The 24469-nt window shown below is 42.8% G+C and carries 14 protein-coding genes; 6 read left to right on the top strand and 8 right to left on the bottom strand.

All coding sequences use genetic code 11. The features are described from left to right. Window positions 1-10 precede the first annotated feature (10 nt). The 3 genes from DW640_RS04755 to DW640_RS04745 form a co-directional block, all read right to left on the bottom strand. On the bottom strand, window positions 11-1429 hold the full coding sequence (locus DW640_RS04755) for an IPT/TIG domain-containing protein (RefSeq protein ID WP_062695848.1): 1419 nt from the start codon (window positions 1427-1429) through the stop codon (window positions 11-13). A 73-nt stretch (window positions 1430-1502) separates the two neighbouring features. Continuing rightward, window positions 1503-3656: a TIM-barrel domain-containing protein gene (locus tag DW640_RS04750; protein WP_178309540.1), complete on the bottom strand. Its 2154-nt coding sequence runs from the start codon at window positions 3654-3656 to the stop codon at window positions 1503-1505. Window positions 3657-3693: 37 nt separating this feature from the next. Beyond that, the gene (locus DW640_RS04745; protein WP_022471709.1) at window positions 3694-4881 is read right to left on the bottom strand and encodes a glycoside hydrolase family 76 protein; all 1188 of its coding nucleotides are present in this window, start codon (window positions 4879-4881) and stop codon (window positions 3694-3696) included. Window positions 4882-5250: 369 nt separating this feature from the next. Between DW640_RS04745 and DW640_RS04740 the strand changes: the two genes are divergently transcribed. Beyond that, window positions 5251-9351, top strand: coding sequence for a two-component regulator propeller domain-containing protein (locus DW640_RS04740; protein WP_016269244.1), 4101 nt, complete (start codon window positions 5251-5253; stop codon window positions 9349-9351). A 486-nt stretch (window positions 9352-9837) separates the two neighbouring features. On the opposite strand, the gene DW640_RS04735 is transcribed toward DW640_RS04740, so the two are convergent. From DW640_RS04735 to DW640_RS04715, 5 genes are all read right to left on the bottom strand, one after another. After that, complete coding sequence (locus DW640_RS04735) at window positions 9838-11781, bottom strand: DEAD/DEAH box helicase (RefSeq protein ID WP_008762906.1); 1944 nt, start codon at window positions 11779-11781, stop codon at window positions 9838-9840. A gap of 111 nt (window positions 11782-11892) precedes the next feature. Continuing rightward, the gene (locus DW640_RS04730; protein WP_117577462.1) at window positions 11893-12963 is read right to left on the bottom strand and encodes a tyrosine-protein phosphatase; all 1071 of its coding nucleotides are present in this window, start codon (window positions 12961-12963) and stop codon (window positions 11893-11895) included. Window positions 12964-13081: 118 nt separating this feature from the next. Then, window positions 13082-14008: a carbohydrate kinase gene (locus DW640_RS04725; protein WP_117577460.1), complete on the bottom strand. Its 927-nt coding sequence runs from the start codon at window positions 14006-14008 to the stop codon at window positions 13082-13084. Next, window positions 13996-14601 (bottom strand): SIS domain-containing protein, encoded by a 606-nt coding sequence (locus DW640_RS04720; protein ID WP_008762908.1) that lies wholly within the window; start codon window positions 14599-14601, stop codon window positions 13996-13998. Before DW640_RS04720 ends, DW640_RS04725 begins: the two co-directional genes overlap by 13 nt. A 4-nt stretch (window positions 14602-14605) precedes the next feature. Beyond that, window positions 14606-15139, bottom strand: coding sequence for a TIGR00730 family Rossman fold protein (locus DW640_RS04715; protein ID WP_008762909.1), 534 nt, complete (start codon window positions 15137-15139; stop codon window positions 14606-14608). A 105-nt stretch (window positions 15140-15244) separates the two neighbouring features. Between DW640_RS04715 and DW640_RS04710 the strand changes: the two genes are divergently transcribed. From DW640_RS04710 to DW640_RS04690, 5 genes are all read left to right on the top strand, one after another. Continuing rightward, window positions 15245-16465, top strand: a complete 1221-nt coding sequence (locus DW640_RS04710; RefSeq protein ID WP_016269249.1) for a pitrilysin family protein — start codon at window positions 15245-15247, stop codon at window positions 16463-16465. Window positions 16466-16513: 48 nt separating this feature from the next. After that, window positions 16514-18154 (top strand): DUF6377 domain-containing protein, encoded by a 1641-nt coding sequence (locus DW640_RS04705; protein WP_117577458.1) that lies wholly within the window; start codon window positions 16514-16516, stop codon window positions 18152-18154. Between the two features lie 209 nt (window positions 18155-18363). Beyond that, on the top strand, window positions 18364-21369 hold the full coding sequence (locus tag DW640_RS04700) for a TonB-dependent receptor (RefSeq protein ID WP_011108758.1): 3006 nt from the start codon (window positions 18364-18366) through the stop codon (window positions 21367-21369). Further along, window positions 21369-22904: a RagB/SusD family nutrient uptake outer membrane protein gene (locus DW640_RS04695; protein ID WP_008767524.1), complete on the top strand. Its 1536-nt coding sequence runs from the start codon at window positions 21369-21371 to the stop codon at window positions 22902-22904. Before DW640_RS04700 ends, DW640_RS04695 begins: the two co-directional genes overlap by 1 nt. A gap of 58 nt (window positions 22905-22962) precedes the next feature. Further along, on the top strand, window positions 22963-24453 hold the full coding sequence (locus DW640_RS04690; protein ID WP_008762914.1) for a glycoside hydrolase family 30 beta sandwich domain-containing protein: 1491 nt from the start codon (window positions 22963-22965) through the stop codon (window positions 24451-24453). The last annotated feature ends 16 nt before the right edge of the window (window positions 24454-24469 follow it).

Raw genomic sequence — 24469 nt, 5'->3', positions numbered from 1 at the left:
GTTTTTATAGTTATTCTATAGAAATGGTACGGATGCTGTGATTTTCTCTATCGGCGATGTAGAAAGTCTGTGTTTCTTCATCGTAAGCGATGCCGCATGGATTATCAAAGCGTGCTTCCGTTTTTAATTCTCCGTCAATATTGCCAGATACCTTGTTGTCAGAAGAGACACTGCCTCTTCCTGCAAAAAGAGATACGTTACCGTCGGGAGTAATTTTAAAGATGCAATGGTTTCCTCTGTCGCATATATAATAATCATAAATGTTTCCGTCCGGACGAGGATTTTTTATATATTCTTCATTCTTCACAAATGTGCCTTGGTAAGGTTCCTGAAAACGGGCACTCGGACCGGGCGAGGGACTGTACCCGGCTTCTCCTTCTCTACCGGCAAATGTGGTTGGCTTCTGAAATTCATTGGTTACTTTATTATATTGGGATACCAAAATACAGTTACGGCCTGTGATATACATAAATCTTCCATCCGGATGGATACACATAAAAGTACCGGAATCACTATTTTCGTATACACCAAATAATTCTACTCCTTTTTTGCCACCGGTCGTAGGATCGTGAACAGCTTTTTGAAGTCCTCCTTTCCAATAGGTGTTGTAGTAAAGTGATTTATTTAGGGCGCAGTAAACATTGTTATATCCTGTGCGGTCATAAACATAGGGGTGGGCTTTTCTGAATTCTTCAGATCGCAGAATGTAAGCAATTTCACGGTTGTCTTTACTGCTGCTTCCATGGTCATCTGATACGAAAAGAGTGTCTCCGGTTGCATCGAAAGACATGAATTGCATATTCCTAAATCCTCCCTGGCCATTAGTAAGAAGAGTTGAGACTTCTTTTGCTTCCAGATTGATTCGACGTATAGGACCGCCTTGACCATTAATAATTAAGCATTTCTCAATACCAAATGTGTCCATTAATAGCCATTGAGGATTTCCGAATCTTGCTTTTTCAAAGTTTCCGTCTACGTCAGATGAATTTCCATTTTCGTCTTCGCTACCAACAAGAGTACTCACTGAAGGCTGTAGAGTATAATTGAACTTCTTTTCAAATTCATATTCTATAGGAGAGGTTTTTCCGTCGGCACTTTCGATTTTTATTTTAATATTACCATCGAAAGCTTTCGGCGGGACTATACAGTAAATTTCGGTGTTGGTGCAGCCGATAGTTGTCGTGTATTGTCCACCTATTGTGATGTGGATTTTTGAGGGATCAGTCCCAAAATTATCTCCATAAATATGGATTTGAGTACGAAGACTCCCATGATCGGGGGTAAAGTCTGAGAAAACAACCGGTTTAGACGGGTCGTATCCATTGGAACCAATTTTGTCGTCCTGACAGCCGATAAGGCATACGGTCAGAATCAACACCAGTGCCTTATACCAATAGAGGCATCTTTTTTCATGTGTTTTTCTTTTCATATAGTTTTTTTAATTAAGAGTAAAATATTAATATTTTTTATTTTAGAGCTCATATAATGAGGAGAGCGTTAGTTTATAAGTTCACCTCGATACCTTCCACAAGATTGCCACTAGCTTGGCAAACGCCTTGGTCTGTGAGAACTTTGACAATAGCCATATCTTTGTTTTCTGTTTTAAATTTGCCTTTTTCGCTAGTCAACTTTACTATAACTTTGTCGCCTTGTTTTTCGGCTTTGAAGGTTTGTTGGCTGTAATCTCCCTTCTTGAATGCCCAGCCATCTCCTGCATCCCAGTACATTGATCCATCGGCTTTTCCTTGTTCATCCAGACAAACCAATAATGTGAGCGGATCTAATGAGTTTTCTGTGGTATTTTGAATGATCTTTCCGGTAGGAATAATCGAACCGCCACGTATCTTCATCTTTGCTTGATATTTATCACTGTTGTCACCTTTAACTAGTGATAGTTCTTTCCAAATGCCTTTCGGCAGTGCAGGCTGCTTAGCGTATGCCGGAATAATAAGCAGGTTGTTACCAATCAGGAATGCTTCTTCTTCGGCACGCAACGACAAGTCTTTAGGGTCGGCGAAAAAAACAGGTCGCATGATGGGCATACCATTTGTTGAGGCTTCGTGCAGCAGAGTATAATAATAGGGGAGAAGGATGTATCGACGTTCTAATGCTATTCGTGCGGCATTTTCTACTTCTTGCCCAAATGCCCATGGCTCCTTGTTGTTTGTTCCTGCACAAGCGTGACCACGTGAGAATGGATAGAAAGCACCTACACCAATCCAGTTGCCGAATAAATCGGCATCAGCATTAAATAGAAAGCCACCGATATCCGAACCGCTGAATGGTTGGCCGGATAATCCCAAAGTTAAAGACATGGGTATTGACATTTTCAGATGGTCCCACCAGGAGCCATTATCACCGGTCCAAGTGGCTGCATAGCGCTGACCACCTAAGAAATTAGAACGAGTAAGAATAAACGGTCGCCTTTCGGGGCGGGTTTCCAGTATGCCTTCTCTGGATGCTTTAACCATTAGAAAACCATAAACATTATGATATTGTAGATGTGTTCCTGCAGGCAATTTACCTCCTCCGCGGTGGAGATTATCTTCCGGCATTGTTTTGTTGGGAGTGTCATTGATTTGTGGCTCATTTACATCGTTCCAAACACCGTCTACTCCTTGTGCCATGAAATCTTTATATAAGTTCCTCCACCATTTATTTACTTTAGGGCATGTGAAGTCTGGGAACGCTGCCGCTCCTGGCCAGGCATCACCATGAAAGTTCTTTCCGTCTGCAGTTTTTACCCAAACGTCATTTTCAGTTCCTGATTTATAAACGAAGTAGTTGGGGTCAACTTTTGCTCCAGGATCAATCATCCATGCAGAATGGAAGCCGCGTATATGTAAATCGCGATTAACAGCCTTAGGATTGGGAAAACTTTGTGGGTTAAATGTGAAAATACGATATCCATCCATGTAGTCAATGTCCATCCAGATAACATCGCATGGTATTCTTTTGTGTCTGAAAGTGTCTGCAATCTCAATTACGCGACTGTCTGGTGAATAAGAGAAGCGACTTTGTTGATAACCTAATGCCCAGCGGGGAATCATCGGCATAGTGCCTGTTAGTTCCGATAGTCCGCGAACTACAGCTTGTGGAGATTCTCTGTCAATAATAAACACCCGAAAAGGTTCTCCCTCACTTCTTAGTTCAATTTTCTCATTTGTACTACTTAATTCAGCTTTCCATGTGGTATCGAATAAAATACCGAAAGCTGTTCCGTCTTTTCTAACTCCCATCATCCAAGGATGTGATTGATATAGGCGTGTACCATTATCTACACCGTAGGCACCGGAATCTGTATTCCAGAGCTTGATTGTTTTACCATTTCTTAGAAGAGAACCGGTTACTTCACCACCTCCGTAGATACTTGTGCCTTCCGGTATTGTAAGTGATGCATTAGCTTTACCATCTGTGAGGGAGAATTCGGGAATAAGTATCCAATCGGCAGGGAGTATGCCTCTCTCACGTGGTTCTTTTTCAATTGCGAACGAAGGTACTTTCTTTGCGTCAAAACCTTCTGGGATAAACTTGGCAATGCCGTCTCCAACCAATACGCTTTGTTTGATGGATACTTTCTGTGTTGCTGCGTCTGCCAATAGAGGCAAAGCAGTGAGCAAATATATTGCTACTGTTTTAATAAGGGTATATTTCATGTTTTAATAATTTTAGTTGTCATTCTTTCTAGAAAAATTATTGGATAGTGGCAAGGCGGGCGTACATTTCTATCATGGCAGCTTGTGTTAACAACCATTTTTTGTCATCTTTGCTTTTGCCGCTTAAATCTGTATTAAATAATCCTTTATCATCCCGGGCGTACATCCAAGCATGGTTTAAACTTTTATCGAAAGCGTTGATATATGTTTTATTCTTATCTATATGATAGAGTTCGATAAAGCCTCTTAACATTACCGCAGTAAACCAGATATCTCCTTGCTTTAGCATTTTAAAGCTTTCTCCTGTAGTTGTTGTAAAGTCTGTGAAAAAATAGTTATAGCATTCTTTAGCTATATTTTGTGCATCTTTCAGGTAGAGAGGATTTCTTGTCAGTTGATAGAGCAGGGCGGCTGATTGCATCATTTGCCCGCTGTTATAGGCGTATTTGGCTTTTCCTATCTTTCTGTCAAGACCGATATTGTCAAAATAGAGGTAATCAGTGGAGTCTTGTAGATTCTTTTGCGTCCATTCATATAATTCTTTTCCTTGTCTGAAGTAGATGCTGTCATTAGTTGCTTTAAATAGTTTAAGGGCGAGTACAGAGCCAGGAGCATTTGAACAAGTATTTTTAGACTCTTTCTTTTGCTCACACCAGTAAATGCCTCCTCCCAACAGGCTATCAGTACCACTTTCTATAAATTTCCATATTAATTGTGCTTTATCCAGATATCTTTTCTCTTGTGTTATTTGGTAGATGTCGGTGAAGTCAATGCCTAACCATACATTGTCGTCATAAAAACGATCGGATGTCGGTGCTGTTTGTATGTACGATGAGTAAGCGTTAGGAGTTCTTTGGATATCGAAATATTCTTCCAGACCAGGTAATACCCGTTTATCTAATAATTTCTGGTATTTCTTGTCATGAGTCGCTTCGAATAGTGCATTTACTGCAGAGAAAGTACCCGAATATGGCCATAAATAGGAGAACTGATTAGGCGTGTTTGCTTGGTCTTCCGATGCCAGATAAGTGACTTTGTGTTGTTCGTCAAAGGGATAGCTTTCCCGAAGCAGATAAGAGTCCTTTGCTGAGTAATGTTGATAAAGGGAATCCAATGTCTGCTGGGCTTTTCCCAAACTTGAATCTGAGTCTGCCTGCTTTGTTGAGGCACAACCAGTCAAAGAGAGGGTGCAAACTATGATTAGTAAAATACACGGTGATTTCATTCTATATAATATTATATTCATTATTAACTAAAGATTTTCCTTCCAAAATACAGGTAGCTGAATATGCTACCTGTTTGTGGATTACCTATTTCAAACTACAATCCTTTTTATTTTGCTTTTTACCTTATTCCGTTGTCTGATGCTGCAAAGTTATTATGGTTAGTATAAGATGATGTACGGACCCATGACATAAATGTCTCTTCTCGATGAAATGTCGCAAAAATATATATATGTGTCGTAAAAGCGTACTCCTGTTATGTTAATTTTCAGATGATCAGAATGTTTTTTGTGCAGTTCTTGGACGTTTTCCCGATTTTCCATATCTTTCCATCGATTTTTGTGTCTTGATTTAAAACAAGAGAATGCTATATGAAAAAACACAATGAATGGACGAAGAGAACTACTCTTTTAAGAAGAGTTCTGCTGATACTGGTTTCTTTTCTTTTGATAGGAGTAGACATAAATGCTTCGTATAGTCTCCGGCAATTTTCCAGTAAGAACGGATTATCCAATAGTGCTATTCTTTCGATGTGTCAGGATAGGCATGGCGTGATATGGATCGGTTCATGCGATGGGCTGAATATCTACGACGGCACTTATCTGGGATTGTACAAACCAACCAATGTGCACCATAGTTTCTCCGGTAATCTCATCGAACGGATTATCGAGGCGGACAACGATGTGCTTTGGATACAGACTAATTATGGGCTCGACCGCTTTGATACACGCAGACAGACCATACAAAGCTTCAAAGACTTTAAATACATAAACCGTATGGCGATAAGTCCCGAAGATGATTTCTTTATTATTAAGGATGATGGCTACATTTATTATTATCAGCCGGAGCAGAAGGACTTCTGTAAACTTGATGTGAAAAAGATACATTTTGAGGAAGTACAACAAATGGCTATTGATAACTTTGGAGTACTTTGGATATTCTCTTCGGATAATGATAACCGGAGTTATATAATAGAGAAAAACGGAAATCAAGTGAAGCTGGTTCCCAGTAATTGCCTGAATCATTCGGAAAAGTTGTTGTGGACGTTTGTAGATGGCGATTTTCTCTATTTCATAGACAGTACTTATGCACTTTATGAATACGATCTGAATAATCATAAAGCGTATTTTATAGCAGATATGGAGGCAGAGATACTTCGTCGGGGTGAGGTTTCTTCCATTATAAAACAGAAAACTGATTATTTTATCGGCTTTAAGAGTAGTGGATTAATCCAATTAAAGTATATGCCGGATTCAAAGGTAAAATATAGCCTCCAGTCCATAAATGTTCAGTCCGGTATCTTTTGTCTTATGAAAGACCGGTTTCAGGATATAATCTGGGTGGGCGCTGACGGTCAAGGGCTTTATATGTATTTTACAGATGAATTTTCTATTGACAACATCATGTTGGATGTACCGGAGTATCGGGTAGATAATCCGGTTCGTGCTCTATATCAGGATCAGGATCAGACATTGTGGATAGGTACGAAGGGAGGGGGAATATTAAAGATGTTTGATTTCCATCCTGATATGGAAACTTTGCCTCGGGCAGAAAGGATCCTGGCAAGTAATAGTCCGTTGATGGACAACTCGGTGTATAGTTTTGCTCCCAGCCGGAGGAAACTCTTATGGATTGGAACGGAGAGCGGACTTAATTACTACTCCTATTCACAAAAGCGGATACAGGAATTTCCGGTCATGGCAGATGGCAAGATGGTGAAGTATGTACATTCTGTCCGTGAGACAAATGATAGTACGTTGTGGGTGGTTTCTGCCGGTGAAGGTATTGTGAAAATCATTCTGGATGCTACTTCACTTTTACCTAAAGTGAAGTCTGCCCGTCGCTTTACACTGGATGGCGGAAAGAGAAACTCCAATTATTTCTTTGTCTCTTTTCAGGAGAATGATTCGGTTATTTGGTTTGGTAACCGTGGATATGGTGCGTATAAAATGAATACGCATACCAATCAACTAACTCCCTGCCGCATTGACGATGTAGTGAAGAATCAGACTGTAAATGATATTTTTGCTATTCATAAGAATGACGAAGGATACTGGTTTGGTACGAGTTTCGGATTGACCCGGCTTTATCAGGGCGAATATAGGGTATATAACGAGACTGACGGCTTTCCCAACAATACGATTCACGGCATATTGGAAGGAAGGGACAATAACTTGTGGCTTAGCACCAATCAAGGGTTGGTGAGGTTTAATGTCCGCGAAAACACAGTTCAGACGTATCGGCAGCAGGGCGACCTGGAAGTGATTGAGTTTAGTGACGGTGCTTTCTTCAAGGATCAGCAGACGGGGACATTATTTTTTGGTGGTACGAACGGATTCATTACGATTAGCGAGAATGATCAACTTTCGGAAGAATACATGCCTCCTTTGCATTTCAATCGCCTCTCTATTTTTGGTAAAGAGTGCAATATTTATGATTTTCTGCAAGGCGCTACGAAGCAAGAAACTTTGGTGCTGGACTATAGTCAGAACTTCTTTAACCTTTCATTTATTGCTGTCGATTACATTAACGGGAACAATTATACTTACTCTTATAAGATAGACGGTTTGAGCGATAGTTGGATTGAGAACGGATTGTCTACGGTGGCGGTTTTCTCTAATCTATCTCCTGGAGAATACACCTTGCTAGTGAAGTACCGAAGTAATATAACAGGGAAAGAGAGTGAACCTTATTCATTATTGATCCGTATCACTCCTCCCTGGTATATGACTACTTGTGCTTATATTGTCTATTTCTTATTATTAGCCGGGGTAATTGCAGGAGCTATCCGGATGGTGATAAAACGTTATCGCAGAAAGCGGAATGTTATGATCGAGGAAATGAACCGCCAGCAGCGCGAAGAACTGTATGAATCGAAATTGCGTTTCTTTACTAACATTACCCATGAATTTTGTACTCCGTTGACATTGATCAACGGTCCGTGTGAAAAAATCCTTTCCTATAGCCGGGTAGACAGTTATGTCCGGAAGTATGCTTCCATGATTCAGCAGAATGCGTTGAAACTGAATGCGCTGATATTGGAACTGATTGAGTTCCGCCGACTGGAGACGGGGAACAAGATTTTGAAGATAAAACATGTTCCTGTCACAGAACAGATACGGACTATTGCCGAATCATTCGGAGAGCTGGCGGAAAGCCGGAAACTGAACTATCGATTGCAGATAGAAGATGGAGTTTTTTGGAATACGGATGTCAGCTGTCTGAGTAAAATTGTAAATAACCTGATTTCTAACGCTTTCAAATATACTCCGGAGAATGGTTCCATTACGGTAGAGCTGCGTATTGAAGGAGAACAACTTTGCATTCGGGTATCTAATACGGGAAAAGGAATCAAGGAGGCTGATCTCACGAAAATATTCGACCGTTATAAGATTCTGGATAATTTCGAAGTGCAGAACAAGAATGGGATTTCTCCGCGAAATGGATTGGGACTGGCCATTTGTCACAGTATGGTAAATCTGTTGAATGGACAGATTCAGGTATCCAGTATTCCTAATGAGGTGACTACTTTTGATGTATGGCTGCCTGTTATGGAGGTTACGGTGGATAATGAAGATGAAAAAGTAGCTGAAGAATTGGTTTTGTCATCAGATGAGCAAGCAGTCGAACTCAAGAATTCGTCGGTTGAATTTGATAAGAACAAGCAGACGATTATGATTATTGACGATGACCCTTCTATGTTATGGTTTGTTACGGAGATATTTGTCGGGGCATACAATGTTGTCTCTTTAGGCAGCGCAGAGGAAGCCTTGAAGCAGTTGGGCATTCAGTTACCGGATTTGATTATTTCGGATGTAATGATGCCCGGTATGGATGGAATGTCGTTTGCCAAAAAGATAAAGTCGGATAAACTGTTGAGCCGTATCCCGTTAATACTGCTTTCGGCACTGAATAATATTGACGAGCAGACGAGGGGAATTGAATCCGGCGCGGAAGCATATATCACGAAACCTTTCAATGTGGAATATCTCGAGAAAGTCGTTAGAAGGCTGTTACAGCGCGAAGAGGACCTGAAAGAGTATTATAGCTCTGTTCTAAGTGCTTTTGAACTGGATGATGGTCATTTTCTGCATAAAGAGGATAAATCCTTCTTCGAGAAGATGATGCAGATTATTGATAGTCATATACAGAATACGGATTTATCAGTGGAATTGTTGAGTAGTTCATTAGGATACAGTACCCGGCAGTTCTATCGGAAGCTGAAAAATGTCACGGAGAAGACTCCTGCCGACATCATCAGAGAGTATCGCCTGACGATTGTAGAACGCTTGTTGCTGACAACGCAACTTTCCATTGAAGAGATTATGGATAAAACCGGATTCTCGAACAGGGGGACTTTCTATAAAGCATTTGCCCAGAAGTTCGAGATGACGCCCAAGCAGTACAGGAATATCAAGACGAAGGATGTTCATGATGCTTCTGAGGAAGGAGGAGGAACTATGAACGTATAAAACTCCTGAAGACTTGACAAACGGCTTTTAATGTTGTATATTTGTATCCTTACAATAAATGAATTAAAACTTAGACCAATGAGAATATCTTACCTTATACTGCATTTGTTGTGCTGATATAGTATAATATGACAACATTTTAACCGATAATGCCTTGCTTCGGAAGGCTTTTCGGTAGCTTGTATATAAGAAACAGGCTGCAAACTTTTGAGAGGTTTGCAGCCTGTTTTGTTATATAAATTCGGATAAATGCTATCGAAAAGCCATGTAATCGTTTCTAATAAACTTGGATACCGTTTCTAATAAACGATCAAGAAGTTTATTAAAAACTGAAATATAGATTAGGCATAACAGGTCAGTATTTTTCAGCAGAGTCGGATAGAGAATAAATATGTTACGTCAATATCGGTTATGAATAGGTAAACTATATCAACGCCTTAAATCTTCTTCTTTTCCAACATCACCTTATAATGGCTGTTTTGCCTGTTACTTCTTTTTCGGCTTTCTGCGTGCCCATCCTTCCTCGCTGAAGTCAGGCTCTTTATCTTTAAAGAACTGTTGCCAGTCGTCTGTCTTTTTAGGACCACGTGCTCCGTAACCCCGTTCTTCGCGGCTGGGCTTGTCGCTTCTTTTTTTCTTGTCGGTCTTGTCACTGCCTTTAGTCGCTCTGTCAGCTCGCGGTGCTCTGTCCGATCTTTCGGAACGTGAGTTGCGGCTACTGTCACCACGCTTTTCGGAAGAACTTCCGAAAGGACGTTTTCCTCCTCTGCGTTCGGCAGAACCACTGCCTCTCCGACCTTCTCCTGCTTCCTCACCGGCAACTTCTACAGATACTTTGCGGCCGTTCCAGTTAGCGCGGTTCAACGCCTTCACTACGTTTTGTGCTTCTTTCTCTTCTACTTCGAAGAAGGAGAAATTTTTCATCAAGTCAATGCGTCCCAACTCGATTCGTCCACGTGTATTGCTGTTCAGCAAGCTGATCAGCTCGCTTGGGAAGAAACTGTCCATTTTTCCCAGATTGATGAATAAGCGGGTGAAACCCGGCGCTGCCTTGCGGCTGCCTCTTTCACGGCTGTCACGTGTGTTACGTTCGCGGCTGTCGGTCGGAGTCTCGATCTCTTCACGGTCGCGGTAGTAGTCCAGAAAACGATTGAACTCATGCGATACCATGCGTTTGATCAGATCCTCTTTGCTCAGCCATTCCAGCTTACGATAAATCTCCGGCATGAAGTCCGTGATTTCTTCTTCGTTTACCTTCACCTTTTCCAGTTCATCAATCACTTTGATAAGCTGTTTTTCGCAGATCTGCTTGCCTGTCGGCATTTCTCCGGCAATAAACTTCTTGCCGATGATGCGCTCTATCTCACGCAGCTTTCCTTTTTCGCGCAGGTTGATGATAGCGATGGAAGTACCTGTCTTTCCGGCACGTCCGGTACGTCCGCTACGATGTGTGTAGCTTTCCGTATCATCGGGCAGGCCGTAGTTGATCACGTGTGTCAGGTCGTCTACGTCCAGTCCGCGTGCGGCAACGTCCGTAGCAACCAGTAATTGCAGGTTGCGGATGCGGAATTTCTGCATCACGGCATCGCGCTGAGCCTGTGACAGTTCTCCGTGCAGTGAATCTGCGTTATAGCCTTCCTGCATCAATTTATCGGCTATTTCCTGCGTTTCTTTACGGGTACGGCAGAAAATGATACCATATATTTGCGGGTAATAGTCAACAATGCGTTTCAGGGCTGCATATTTGTCTTTGGCTTGTACGGTATAAGCTACGTGTTTCACGTTGCTTGTACTTTCGTTCTTGCGTCCGATGGTAATCTCCTTGGCATTCTGCAAGTAGTTCTTGGAGATGCGGGCGATTTCGGGGCTCATGGTTGCCGAGAAGAGCAAGGTGTTCCGTTCTTTGGGGACATCGGCAAGGATAGCGTTGATGCTGTCGGTGAATCCCATATTCAGCATTTCGTCCGCTTCGTCCATCACTATGTTGTGAACGGTCGATAAAGATACGGTTTTGCGCTCCATCAGGTCGAGCAGTCGTCCCGGTGTGGCCACGATGATATGTACGCCGCGTTTCAGGCTGCGTATCTGGCTGTCGATGGAAGAACCGCCGTAAACTGGCAGTACTTTCAGTCCGTCAATGTATTTTGAGTAATCGTTCAGATCGCCCGCTATCTGGAGGCATAGCTCACGGGTGGGGCAAAGTATTAGTGACTGGGGAACCCTGTTCTTTACGTCAATCTGTTGGAGCAGAGGCAGGCCGAATGCGGCTGTTTTACCTGTTCCAGTTTGTGCAAGAGCTACTACATCATTATTTTCTCCTAAAAGGTACGGAATCACTTCCTCTTGTACCGGCATGGGATTCTCATATCCCATCTCTTCAATTGCTTTACGTATCTCCGGAGAAACGCCAAGCTCTTCAAATGTCTTCATTAAATCTCTGTATATCTTTTATTTCGGGCGCAAAGATAGAGAAAAATAATGAATAATGAATAATGGATAATGGATAATTATTGCTGCCTGCATAGCATTCTCCATTTTCCATTAACCATTATCTATTAATAAAATGCTGCGCAACCGTTCGATTTCTTCTGCCGAGAGTCCTATTCCTTTTTTCAGATATGCCTGTACGCTGCCGTATTCCGCATCAATCTGTTCTTTGGCTGCATTCAGGAAGTCTTCCTTGGCAGAGTAGATTGTAGTGATGGCTTCCTGCGAGTTGATAGGGAGTTTATACGCGTATCTGGAGGCTTTGGGGATGTTGAAATAGTCATTACTCAGGCGATAGTCTTTCATGATGGCTTCTTCATTGACTCCCAAAGCGGCAAGTACCAGTGCTGAAACAATGCCCGTACGTCCTTTGCCTGAAGTACAGTGGATGACGACGGGGTAATTGTTGCGGTCGAGCAGGAGTGTGAACAGTTCTTTGTATTCCTTGCGGTAGTTGGTGACCAGTTGACGGTTCATCCGCTCTACTAAACGATAGATCGTATCCGTTTCTATTTTCTTATCACGTATGTCTTGCAGGATGTGTTCCATGTTTCCTGTTGCAATGGGGAGGTGCAGGACGTTAAAGTCTTCATCATGAAGCTGTGGATAGTTATGGCGTTCTTCTTCCGAACGCAAATCGATGATAGTCCTTATGCCCATGTTTTTCAATTCCCGGCGGGAGCAGAATGGAATGCTGTCAATCTGTGCGGAACGGTACAGCATTCCCCAGCGGGTATCTTTGCCTGTTTCTGCAGACTTGTATCCTCCCAGGTCACGGAAGTTCTGAATGCCGGGAATATTGACGTTACGGGCAGCTACCCTCACCCGGTATCTGTTGTTGAATACCATCAGGTAGTAATAGCGCTGAGACGGATCATTGGTCACGATGGTCTTTTTCCCTTTCGCAATGTTGATGGTGACTACGGGATTTTCTTCGGGAATGAAGTCGGGAGAAGTGGAAGCATATACTTTTACCTGTCCTTTCAGTATAGGTGCTGTTTCCCATTTGATAATGGCGTTTCCTACATTGTTCTCTTCACACACTACGGATATAGTGGGCGAAGTGCCGGAACATGACGGAAGTACCAGTAGGATGGTCAGCCAGTTTAACAGGTTTCTGTACATAGTTTCTTTGTCTGATGAATCATGTACTGCAAAGATAGGAATTACCGTTAGATGTGGTAATTCCTTTGCGATTATTAGCCAAAGTTAATAGTAATTTAGGGGATGGTTGTATCCGTAATTACTTCGATGCGTACTGTCCGGCAAACTCCACCGATACTGAATTACTGAAACTACGGCATACTTCGGCGGCAAAGTCTTTCCCGCACTGAACTACTTTGTCCCAGACTTCTTCATTCAGATTATTAAGGTCACGGTATCGTACATCATATTTAAGCAATCCGTAGATCAATCCCGCATTGAAATTATCTCCGGCACCGATGGTGCTGACTGCTTCCAGCGGTTCTATCGGATATTCTTTGCTGACCAGATTGGTGCGAAGTGATACTTTGTCCCCACCGGCCGTGCATATAAACCGCGGGCAGTAGAATTTAATCTTGTCTTTATATATCTTGTCCACGTCTTGCAAGTCATACATATAGAAGAAATCTTCCAGCGATCCCCGTACAATATCGGCGTATTCCAGATTCTCGATAATCGTAGGAGCCAGTTTCATTGCTTCGTTCTTATGTGAAGAGCGGAAGTTCGGGTCGTAGTAGATGATTGCTTTCTTCTCGCGTGCCTGGTCCAGCAGTTCCAGAATCTTCTCCCTGAGTACCGGGTTCAGCGCATAGTAAGAGCCTACCATGACGATATCGTCTTCCTCTAACTTAGGATAAAGCACATCCAGACGTTGCTTGGGATAATCCTTATAGAAGATATATTCAGCATCGCTCTGTTCATTGAGGAATGCCAGTGATACAGGTGATTTACCATCCGGGAAGACATTTACGTGATCCGTCGGAATATTATTTTCACGCATGAATTGCAGAATGATATTTCCTACCCGGTCATTACCTGTTTCACTGATAAAACCTACCTTGATCCCCATTCGTCCGAGGGATACGATGCCGTTGAATACAGAGCCTCCCGGTACGGCTGCGGAAGGCTGGTTTCCCCGAAAGATGATATCGAGGATTGTTTCTCCGATACCGATTACTTTTCGCATAGCGATCTTGATTTTTCGCCCAAATAACCACCGTGATGGCGTTTTGAGTATTCTTCGATGGTGAATCCTGTCTTCTTCATTGTCTGTACTACCAGTATGTCACCGATGACGGTCATGGCGGTAGTCGATGTAGTAGGAGTCATGCCTAACGTACAAACTTCGGCAGGTTTACCGGTGCTCAGACAGACGTTTGATTCGTTGGCCAGCGGGCTGTCGGGATTTCCGGTGATAACGATAAACTTCAGTTCCGGGTCCAGATTATGTGCCAGTCGGGTCAGTTCCACGATTTCGCGTGTTTTGCCGGAGTTGGAGATAAGCAGGAGCAAATCGTTTTTTTGTAAGATGCCGAGGTCGCCGTGCTGCGCTTCACTGGGGTGCAGGAAGACCGATGGAATGCCGGTGGAGCAGAAGGTTGTGGCGATGTTCATGGCAATCTGTCCGGCTTTTCCCATGCCGGAAGTTACTAATTTCCCTTTTTTCTGATGTATCTGTTCTACAATCAGTTGTACTGCTTTCTCGTAAGCGTCTGTTACAGGGATATTGAGCACTGCTTGTGCCTCTTGTTGCAAGAGTTGTTTGATGGAGTCTATCATATAATCAGTTTATTTTTTCTTTTAATTCATCCAGATTGTTTGCTGTTTCATAATAGGTAGAGAAAGATTGTCGGGCGAAGCCCTTATCCTCTAACGTCTTAAGTGCAGCCAGAAGTTCATTGTAAAAACCGTATTCGTTATAGAAGATCACCTTTTTCTGATGATATCCGATAGAGGCGGCGGCTATGACGTGGAAAATCTCGTCGAGTGTACCTACACCACCGGGCAATGCGACCAATATCTCCGACTTCTCTGTTATCACATCTTTCCGGTCGCTCAGGTTACGGGTATGAATCACCTCGTCCAGTAATGTGCTCACACTACCTTTTTCTTCCAGTTTGGCAGGAACTACTCCGATGACCGTACCTCCATTCTCTTTCACGGCGCGGGCTACGCATTCCATCAGTCCGAGATTGGCTCCTCCATAAATCAACGTTTTGCCTGCTTTTCCCATCCATTCTCCGATTTGACGGGCACTGTCAAAGTACATTTTGTCAATGTTTTCCGAGGCAGAACAGAATATTCCTATCTTTTTCATACACGTTGTTGCTAATATAGTCTACAAATATCTGCAATTTTCTATAAACGACAATAAGTTTTATTGTATTTTTGCGGCATTAATTCAATAAGGAAGTAGAAAACAATGCATTACAACGAATATACATTGCCGAATGGCCTGCGCATAATTCATGAACCGACTCTCTCGAAAGTAGCTTATTGTGGTTTTGCCATCGATGCCGGAACGCGCGATGAGGCTGAGGATGAGCAGGGGATGGCTCATTTCGTGGAACATCTTATTTTTAAAGGGACGGAGAAGCGGAAAGCGTGGCATATCCTTAACCGCATGGAGAATGTGGGCGGCGATCTGAATGCCTATACGAATAAAGAGGAGACGGTTGTCTATGCCGCCTTCCTGACCGGGCATCTGGAACGTGCCCTCGAATTGCTCGGAGATATTGTATTCCATTCTACTTTCCCGCAGCATGAAATAGAAAAGGAGACGGAAGTGATCATTGACGAAATCCAGTCTTATGAGGATAATCCTTCGGAGTTGATCTTCGATGATTTTGAAGATATGATTTTCCGTAACCATCCGTTGGGAAGGAACATTCTCGGTAAGCCGGAACTGCTGCGGAGTTTCCGTACGGAGGATGTTCTCTCGTTTACCCGTCGCTTTTATCAACCGGGGAATATGGTATTCTTTGTTCAGGGACAATATGATTTCAAGAAGATTATCCGTCTGGCGGAAAAGCATTTGTCCGATATCCCGGCAGTGACGGTGGATAATCAGCGTATGCCTCCTCCTCTTTATGTGCCCGAACGGTTGGTAGTGCCTAAAGATACTCATCAGGCGCATGTAATGATTGGTAGCCGGGGATACAATGCGTATGATGATAAGCGTACGGCACTTTATCTGCTGAATAATGTGCTTGGCGGTCCGGGCATGAACAGTAAGCTGAATGTATCGCTTCGCGAGCGGAGGGGATTGGTGTATAATGTAGAGTCCAATCTGACTTCTTATACCGATACAGGAGCTTTCTGTATCTATTTCGGTACGGATATCGAAGATATGGATACCTGTCTGAAACTGACCTATAAAGAACTGAAGCGAATGCGGGATGTGAAGATGACATCTTCTCAGCTGGCGGCAGCGAAGAAGCAACTGATAGGCCAGATCGGCGTGGCATCTGATAATTTCGAGAATAATGCGCTAGGTATGGCGAAAACATATCTGCACTATCATAAGTATGAATCGTCAGAATCAGTGTTCCATCGTATTGAGGCGTTGACGGCAGAACAACTGCTGGAGGTTGCCAATGAGATGTTTGCGGAGGAATATTTGTCGACGCTGATTTATAAGTGAAACCTTGAGTGAAGAATGTCATATTTCCTACAAAACTTTAATACTCTAATGAAAAATAAATGTTTGCTGTTGTTGTTTGCTTCTTTTCCGATTTTCTCATGGGCTGATGAAACTCTTGATTCACTATTGCATGTCCTTGATCAGACAATCTTGGCACATGACACTTATGTGGTACAGCGCGAATCGCGGATACGGCATCTGAAAGAGCTTGCCGGAGACGTGGCTCCTAATTCCATAGAACGCTATAATCTGAATAATCAGATCTATAAGGAATATAAAGCCTTTATTTGCGATTCCGCTATTTACTATTTAAATGAGAATGTTCGTATCGCGGGTAATCTGGGAGATACTGACCGGGAAATAGAAAGTAAGCTGCAACTTTCTCTTTTGCTTTCTTCTACGGGTATGTATACCGAATCAATTGATGTCCTGAAGTCAGTAGACCGACAGAAGGTAACTTCACATCTGATACTTGATTATTATACATGTTTCGATCATGTGTATGGTGAGATGGGATTTTATACACAAGATCAGACGTTATCTGCTTATTATCGGGAAATATCGTCAGCATATAAAGATTCATTATATGCGATATTATCTCCTCAATCGGAAGAATTTATGGTCATGCGCGAAACGTTGTTTCGTGACCGGCACAAGTATGATGAGGCCTTGGAGATAAACGACCGTCGTCTGATGGCAGCAGAGCCCGATACGCCTCAATATGCACTTGTAACTTACCATCGCTCACTTATTTATAAATATCTTGGAGATAAAATAAGAGAGAAACAGAATCTTTGCCTTTCTGCTATCTCTGATATTCGTTCTGCTATTAAAGATCATGCTTCTTTGTGGATGTTGGCTCAGTTGCTCTATGAGAATGGCGATATGGAGAGAGCTTACCAATATATGCGTTTCTCGTGGAATGCTACCAAATTCTATAATGCTCGTCTTCGAAGTTGGCAGAGTGCCGATGTGCTTTCTTTGATTGATAAAACTTATCAGGCGATGATTGAGAAACAGAACGACCGCCTTCAGCAGTATTTAGTGCTGATTACGGCATTGCTGGTGCTGCTGATTGGTGCGTTGGGCTATATATACCGGCAGATGAAGAAATTGGCTGTTGCAAGGAATCATCTGCAGACAGCCAATCATCAATTGAATCAATTGAATGAAGAATTACAGCAAATGAATGCCTGTTTGACATCTACCAATGCAGAACTGTCTGAATCTAACCAGATTAAGGAAGAATATATTGCCCGTTTTATTAAACTCTGCTCTACTTATATCAATCGGCTCGATGCATATCGTCGTATGGTAAATAAGAAAGTATCTGCTGGTCAGATAGCAGAATTACTTAAAATCACCCGCTCACAGGATGCCCTTGATGAGGAATTGGAAGAACTATATGCCAACTTTGATACTGCTTTCCTGCATTTATTTCCCGATTTTGTGAAGAAGTTCAATGCATTGTTGCAAGACAATGAACAAATCATTCTGAAGAAAGATGAATTATTGAATACCGAACTGAGAATTTTTGCATTAATACGTCTTGGTATTGAAGATAGTTCACAAATAGCAGAGTTTCTCCGTTATTCGGTGAATACAATTTATAATTATCGGGCGAAAGTAAAAAACAAAGCTCGTGGTTCCAGAGAAGATTTCGAAGATTTAGTTCGGAAAATACGTTGATCGATGTTGTAACCTATCCACTTTTTAGGCCTCTTTGGTCGATATTAACTTGCTGTTTATTAGTGGTTTGTCTGTTTGTATAATCCACTTATTATACCCTCATTGTCAAATCACTTCAGTTTCTTTATACTTTTGACCTGTGCTTCTGAAATAGTGGCGAAAGTCCTGTCAAGCACATACCTTAATTATAAACTTTAAAATTAATACGCATGAAAAAGAACAGGCGAAAAATCCTTTCGGGGAGTCGCAAGATTCTCTTTGCTATCTTAGCAGTATTTTTTTCTCTGAGTGCATCCGCACAACAATTTACTGCATCCGGTCAGGTACTGGATGCACAGAAAGAACCGCTTATCGGTGTAAGTGTACAGGAAAAGGGGACAACTAACGGAGCGATAACTGATTTAGACGGTAACTTTACATTGACGGTCCAGTCCAATGCTACTTTAATATTCTCTTATGTAGGATATAAATCGCAGGAACAGAAAGCATCCCGACAGATGAAAGTTACACTTCAGGAAGACAATGAAGTACTTGAAGAAGTAGTTGTGATCGGCTATGGTTCGGTAAAACGTAAAGATGTTACGACAGCCATTTCCACTGTGTCTACTAAAGATCTTGATGTACGTCCCATCGTTTCTGCCGGACAGGCTATTCAGGGTAAGGCAGCCGGTATCTCCGTAATTCAGCCTAGCGGTACGCCGGGAGGAGAGATGTCTATCCGTGTGCGTGGTACTACTTCTATGAACGGAAGTAACGATCCGCTATATGTAGTGGATGGTGTTCCTGTGGATAACATTAAGTTTTTATCTCCGAATGATATTGAAAGCATGCAGATTCTGAAAGATGCCTCTTCGGCTTCTATTTATGGTTCGCGTGCTGCCAATGGTGTAATTCTGATTACAACAAAGGCCGGAGCGACCGGAAAGGCAAAAGTCTCTCTGACAGCACAGTTTGGCTTGAACAAGGTGGCGGATAAGGTAGAATCTCTGAATGCTGCGCAGTATAAAGAGTTACAGGATGAAATCGGACTGGTATCCTTGCCTGATGGACTGCCCGACCGTACTGATTGGTTTGACGAAACATATAAGACCGGAAAGATGCAAAACTATCAGGTAGCAGTATCTAACGGTAATGAAAAGATGAAATACTATCTTTCTGCCGGATATCTCGATGAAAAGGGAATACTGGATATCTCTTATTACAAGCGTTATAATTTCCGGGTGAATCTTGAAAATCAGATTCGTAGCTGGTTGACAGTAAGTGCTAATATCTCCTACTCGGACTATACCAGTAACGGAGGGGGAGCGATGGGAACAGGAGCGAATCGTGGTGGCGTTGTATTGGCTGTTATCAATACGCCGACATATGCTCCGATCTGGGATGCTTTAAATCCGAACCAGTATTACAATAACTTCTATGGAGTTGGAAATATCACCAACCCGTTGGAGAACATGGCACGTGCAAAGAATAATAAAGATAAGGAAAACCGTTTGCTGGCATCGGGCAACGTGTTGCTTACCTTGCTGCCGGAGTTGAAGTTTAAATCAACTCTAACACTTGACCGTCGCAATGCTGTAAATACTACTTTTCTTGATCCGATTTCTACTGCCTGGGGACGTAACCAGTATGGTGAAGCCTCCGACAACCGGAATATGAATACGGTATTGACATTCGACAATGTATTTACTTACAATAAGAACTTCAAGAGACATGGCCTGGAGGTAATGGCAGGGTCATCGTGGACGGATTCAGACTACTCTAACAGCTGGATAAACGGTTCACACTACCGCAATGATCTGATACAGACCTTGAATGCCGCGAACAAGATTGCCTGGGATAATACCGGTACAGGTGCTTCTCAATGGGGAATTATGTCATTTTTCGGACGTGTAGCTTACAATTTTGATAGTAAGTACCTGTTGACGGCTAACCTGCGTGCCGACGGTTCTTCTAAGTTGCATCCTGATCATCGTTGGGGGGTATTCCCATCGTTCTCAGCTGCCTGGCGTGTATCTTCCGAGAAGTTTATGGCTGATCTGACGTGGATTGATGATTTTAAAATACGTGGAGGCTGGGGACAGACAGGTAATCAGTCTGGTATTGGTGACTATGCTTATTTGCAACGTTATAATATCGGTCGTATTGAATGGTTTAAGGTAGCGGCTGAAGGTGATACAACAGATTATGCGAATGCGGTACCGACTATCAGCCAGGCCAATTTACGGACGTCTGACCTTACTTGGGAAACGACTACTCAGACCAATATTGGTCTGGACCTGACAGTATTGAATGGACGTTTGACTTTTAACATGGACTACTATTACAAGAAGACCAAGAACATGCTGATGAACGTATCACTGCCTGCCGGTGCTGCTGCAGCTACTTCTATCGCCCGTAATGAAGGTGAAATGACTAATAAAGGTTTTGAGCTTACCATTAGTTCGAAGAACTTCCGGGGGGGAGCATTTACCTGGGATACGGACTTCAATATTTCCTTCAACCGGAACAAATTGACGAAACTTGAATTGCAGAAAGTGTACTATGATGCCAAAACTGCGGATGTAGTCAACGATTATGTAGTGCGTAATGAGCCGGGACGTGCTTTAGGAGGCTTTTACGGATATATCAGTGACGGTGTAGATCCTGAGACAGGTGAATTAATGTATCGTGACCTGAGTGGTGATGGTAAAATCTCGACTTCCGACCGTACTTATATCGGCGACCCGAATCCGGACTTTACTTATGGTCTGACCAACACTTTCTCATGGAAAGGATTTAATTTGAGTGTGTTTATCCAAGGCTCTTACGGAAATGATATCTTCAATGCTTCCCGTATAGAAACAGAAGGGATGTACGATGGAAAGAATCAGTCTACCAAAGTACTGAACCGCTGGAAGATACCTGGACAGATAACCAATGTGCCGAAAGCTAATTTCAAGTTGCTGAACTCTACTTACTTTATTGAAGATGGCAGTTACCTGAGATTGAAAGACGTTTCCTTGTCGTACAACTTTAAGGGCAAATTACTGCAGAAATGGGGAATCACCCGTCTGCAACCTTACTTTACCGCTACCAATCTGCTGACATGGACAAGCTACTCCGGCATGGACCCGGAAGTAAACCAATGGGGCAACAGCGGTACGGTGCAAGGCATCGACTGGGGTACATACCCGCATTCTAGATCATACGTGTTTGGTATTAATGTTGAATTCTAATGAAAGGAAAGACTATGAAACTAAGATATATATTTTATGGACTCACTTCCGGTTTGCTGTTCGGACTTTCTTCCTGCTCACTGAATTACGATCCGATCGATACTTATTCGGATGTGACCGAAGGTGTGACGGATACCGGTACAAAGGTGGTATTTAAAGATAAAGCGGCTGTAGAAAGTCACCTGACGACTATCTACAATCAAATGCGCGACCGTCAGGAACACTGGTATGTGGACTTGTTGCTCATATCAGATTCGCATGCGGATAATGCGTACGCAGGAACTACGGGAGCTGAGGTACTTCCGTTTGAGAACAATTCCATCGAAGGTTCCAACTCTGTGCTCGAACGTGACTGGAACCGTTATCTGGAAGACGTTGCCCGTGCCAATAAATTGATATGTAATATTGACTTGGTGACCGATAACTCTTTGACTACTGCCGAACGTGCGCAGTATAAGGCGGAAGCAATGATATTCCGTGCCATGGTCATGTTCGATATGGTACGTCTGTGGGGGGATTTCCCGGTTATTACAACAGTAGCTGATGATATTACTTCAGAAAATATCGAAGATGTGTATGAACAATATTTCCCGGCACAAAACACAGAACTGGAAGCTTATCAGCAGATAGAGAAAGATTTGCTGGCTGCCATCCAGCATGCGCCGGATAATACGGCAGGCAACAAAACTCTGTTTACAAAATCCGTAGCCCGTACTCTTCTTGCAAAGATCTATGCAGAGAAACCGTTGCGTGACTATTCAAAAGTAATCCGTTACTGTGACGAGGTGAAGGCTGATGGTTTTGAGCTTGTGAAGGACTTTAGCGATTTGTTCGGCATGAATGCTGCCGGAACGGATGCAAAAGCCCGTAATACTAAAGAATCTATACTGGAAGCTCAGTTTACTCCCGGTTCGGGTAACTGGTGTACATGGATGTTCGGACGTGACCTTGTAAACTGGAATAATAACTTCACTTGGGCAAAATGGGTAACTCCGTCACGTGATTTGATCAATGCTTTCAAGAAAGAAGGAGATCAGATTCGCTTTCAGGAATCCGTAGTTTACTATGATTGTAATTGGAGCAACTATTATCCGTCGGACAATTATCCTTTCATGTACAAATGCCGTTCGGCTAATAGCAGCATTATTAAATACCGCTATGCTGATGTGCTGTTATTGAAGGCAGAAGCATTGATCATGCAGGATACGCCGGATCTGGAAGCGGCAGCTAAGATCATCGACGAAGTACGTGAACGTGCCGGATTGGGCGAATTGTCTTCATCCGTACGTAAAGACCGGGATGCGATGATTACCGCATTGCTCAACGAACGTCGGCTGGAACTGGCATTCGAAGGACAACGCTGGTTTGATCTGGTTCGTCTGGATAAGGTAGAAGAGGTGATGAACGCCGTATATGCGAAAGATTCAGGTCGCAAGTCACAGGTTTACGCCTTTGATAAGAACTCTTATCGCCTGCCTATCCCACAATCGGTAATCGATGCCAATGACAAGATTGAACAGAACCCCGGATATTAATAGAGCCGGAGATAACATCGCTTATAATGTATTTAAATAGAAAAAGAAACTAACGATTATGATAAACATGAGAAATATAGCACTGACCTTTTTAGGATGCTTCACCATATTAGCGGCTTGTAGTAATAGTGATGATGCGGAAAAACCGGTAGTACCTGTCCCCACCGGAGATGTAGCCATTTATACGACAACCAGCAGTCTGACCCGTGATTTGGCCCGTGACGCGGTTAACTTCAGCCCGAAAGACAATCTGGCTCCGACCACAATAACTTTGAATCCTGCGGAACAGTACCAGACGATGGATGGTTTCGGAGCAGCTATCACAGGTTCTACCTGTTACAACCTGTTACTGATGAAACCGGCTGACCGTCATGCTTTCCTGACGGAAACATTCTCCGACAAAGATGGTTTCGGATTCAGTTACATCCGTATTTCCATCGGTTGTTCGGACTTCTCGTTAAGCGAATATACCTGCTGTGATACGAAAGGGATCGAAAACTTTGCTTTGCAGAGCGAAGAAAAGGACTATATCCTTCCGATCCTGAAAGAGATTCTGGCCATTAACCCTTCTATCAAGGTAATTGCTGCTCCTTGGACCTGTCCGAAATGGATGAAAGTGAAAAGCCTGACAGACCGTACACCATTGGATTCGTGGACGAACGGACAATTGAACCCGGATTATTATCAGGATTATGCTACTTATTTTGTGAAATGGATACAGGCATTTAAAGCCGAAGGCATTGACATTTATGCAGTAACTCCGCAAAATGAACCTTTGAACCGTGGCAACTCCGCTTCGCTCTATATGGAATGGGAAGAACAAAGAGACTTCGTGAAAACAGCGCTCGGTCCTCAGATGAAAGCTGCCGGACTGTCTACCAAGATTTATGCTTTCGACCATAACTACAATTATGACAATATCGAATCGCAGAAGAACTATCCGGGCAAGATTTACGAAGATGCTGCTGCTTCTCAGTATCTGGCAGGTGCTGCTTACCATAACTATGGCGGCAACCGTGAAGAATTGCTGAATATACATCAGGCATATCCTGAGAAAGAACTTCTGTTTACAGAAACTTCTATCGGCACATGGAACAGCGGACGTGACTTGTCGAAGCGTCTGATGGAAGATATGGAAGAGGTAGCATTGGGAACAATCAATAATTGGTGTAAGGGCGTAATTGTCTGGAATCTGATGCTCGATAACGACCGTGGTCCGAATCGTGAAGGTGGTTGTCAGACTTGCTATGGTGCGGTAGATATCAATAACAGTGATTATAAGACAATCATACGTAACTCTCACTACTATATCATTGCTCATCTTTCAAGTGTTGTGAAGCCGGGAGCTGTGCGTATCGCCACTACCGGTTATACGGACAACGGTATTACCTGTTCTGCTTTCGAAAATACGGACGGAACGTATGCCTTTGTTCTGATAAACAACAATGAGAAGTCGAAGAAGATAACTGTCAGCGACGGCCAACGTCATTTCGCTTATGACGTTCCCGGTAAATCAGTAACTTCATACCGTTGGGCAAAGTCAAAGTAAGAACCTTAAAAGTATA

The sequence above is a fragment of the Bacteroides sp. AM23-12 genome, assembly GCF_003434395.1.
Classification (GTDB): domain Bacteria; phylum Bacteroidota; class Bacteroidia; order Bacteroidales; family Bacteroidaceae; genus Bacteroides; species Bacteroides thetaiotaomicron.
Note: the sequence above shows the minus strand (reverse complement) of the source record. Positions and strands in the feature narration are given on the sequence as shown.

Coding starts and splice junctions, on each gene's coding strand:
- DW640_RS04745 (WP_022471709.1), bottom strand. CDS start 4,881: ATGAAATCACCGTGTATTTTACTAATCATAGTTTGCACCCTCTCTTTG.
- DW640_RS04735 (WP_008762906.1), bottom strand. CDS start 11,781: ATGAAGACATTTGAAGAGCTTGGCGTTTCTCCGGAGATACGTAAAGCA.
- DW640_RS04750 (WP_178309540.1), bottom strand. CDS start 3,656: ATGAAATATACCCTTATTAAAACAGTAGCAATATATTTGCTCACTGCT.
- DW640_RS04730 (WP_117577462.1), bottom strand. CDS start 12,963: ATGTACAGAAACCTGTTAAACTGGCTGACCATCCTACTGGTACTTCCG.
- DW640_RS04695 (WP_008767524.1), top strand. CDS start 21,369: ATGAAAGGAAAGACTATGAAACTAAGATATATATTTTATGGACTCACT.
- DW640_RS04740 (WP_016269244.1), top strand. CDS start 5,251: ATGAAAAAACACAATGAATGGACGAAGAGAACTACTCTTTTAAGAAGA.
- DW640_RS04705 (WP_117577458.1), top strand. CDS start 16,514: ATGAAAAATAAATGTTTGCTGTTGTTGTTTGCTTCTTTTCCGATTTTC.
- DW640_RS04755 (WP_062695848.1), bottom strand. CDS start 1,429: ATGAAAAGAAAAACACATGAAAAAAGATGCCTCTATTGGTATAAGGCA.
- DW640_RS04725 (WP_117577460.1), bottom strand. CDS start 14,008: ATGCGAAAAGTAATCGGTATCGGAGAAACAATCCTCGATATCATCTTT.
- DW640_RS04710 (WP_016269249.1), top strand. CDS start 15,245: ATGCATTACAACGAATATACATTGCCGAATGGCCTGCGCATAATTCAT.
- DW640_RS04715 (WP_008762909.1), bottom strand. CDS start 15,139: ATGAAAAAGATAGGAATATTCTGTTCTGCCTCGGAAAACATTGACAAA.
- DW640_RS04720 (WP_008762908.1), bottom strand. CDS start 14,601: ATGATAGACTCCATCAAACAACTCTTGCAACAAGAGGCACAAGCAGTG.
- DW640_RS04700 (WP_011108758.1), top strand. CDS start 18,364: ATGAAAAAGAACAGGCGAAAAATCCTTTCGGGGAGTCGCAAGATTCTC.
- DW640_RS04690 (WP_008762914.1), top strand. CDS start 22,963: ATGATAAACATGAGAAATATAGCACTGACCTTTTTAGGATGCTTCACC.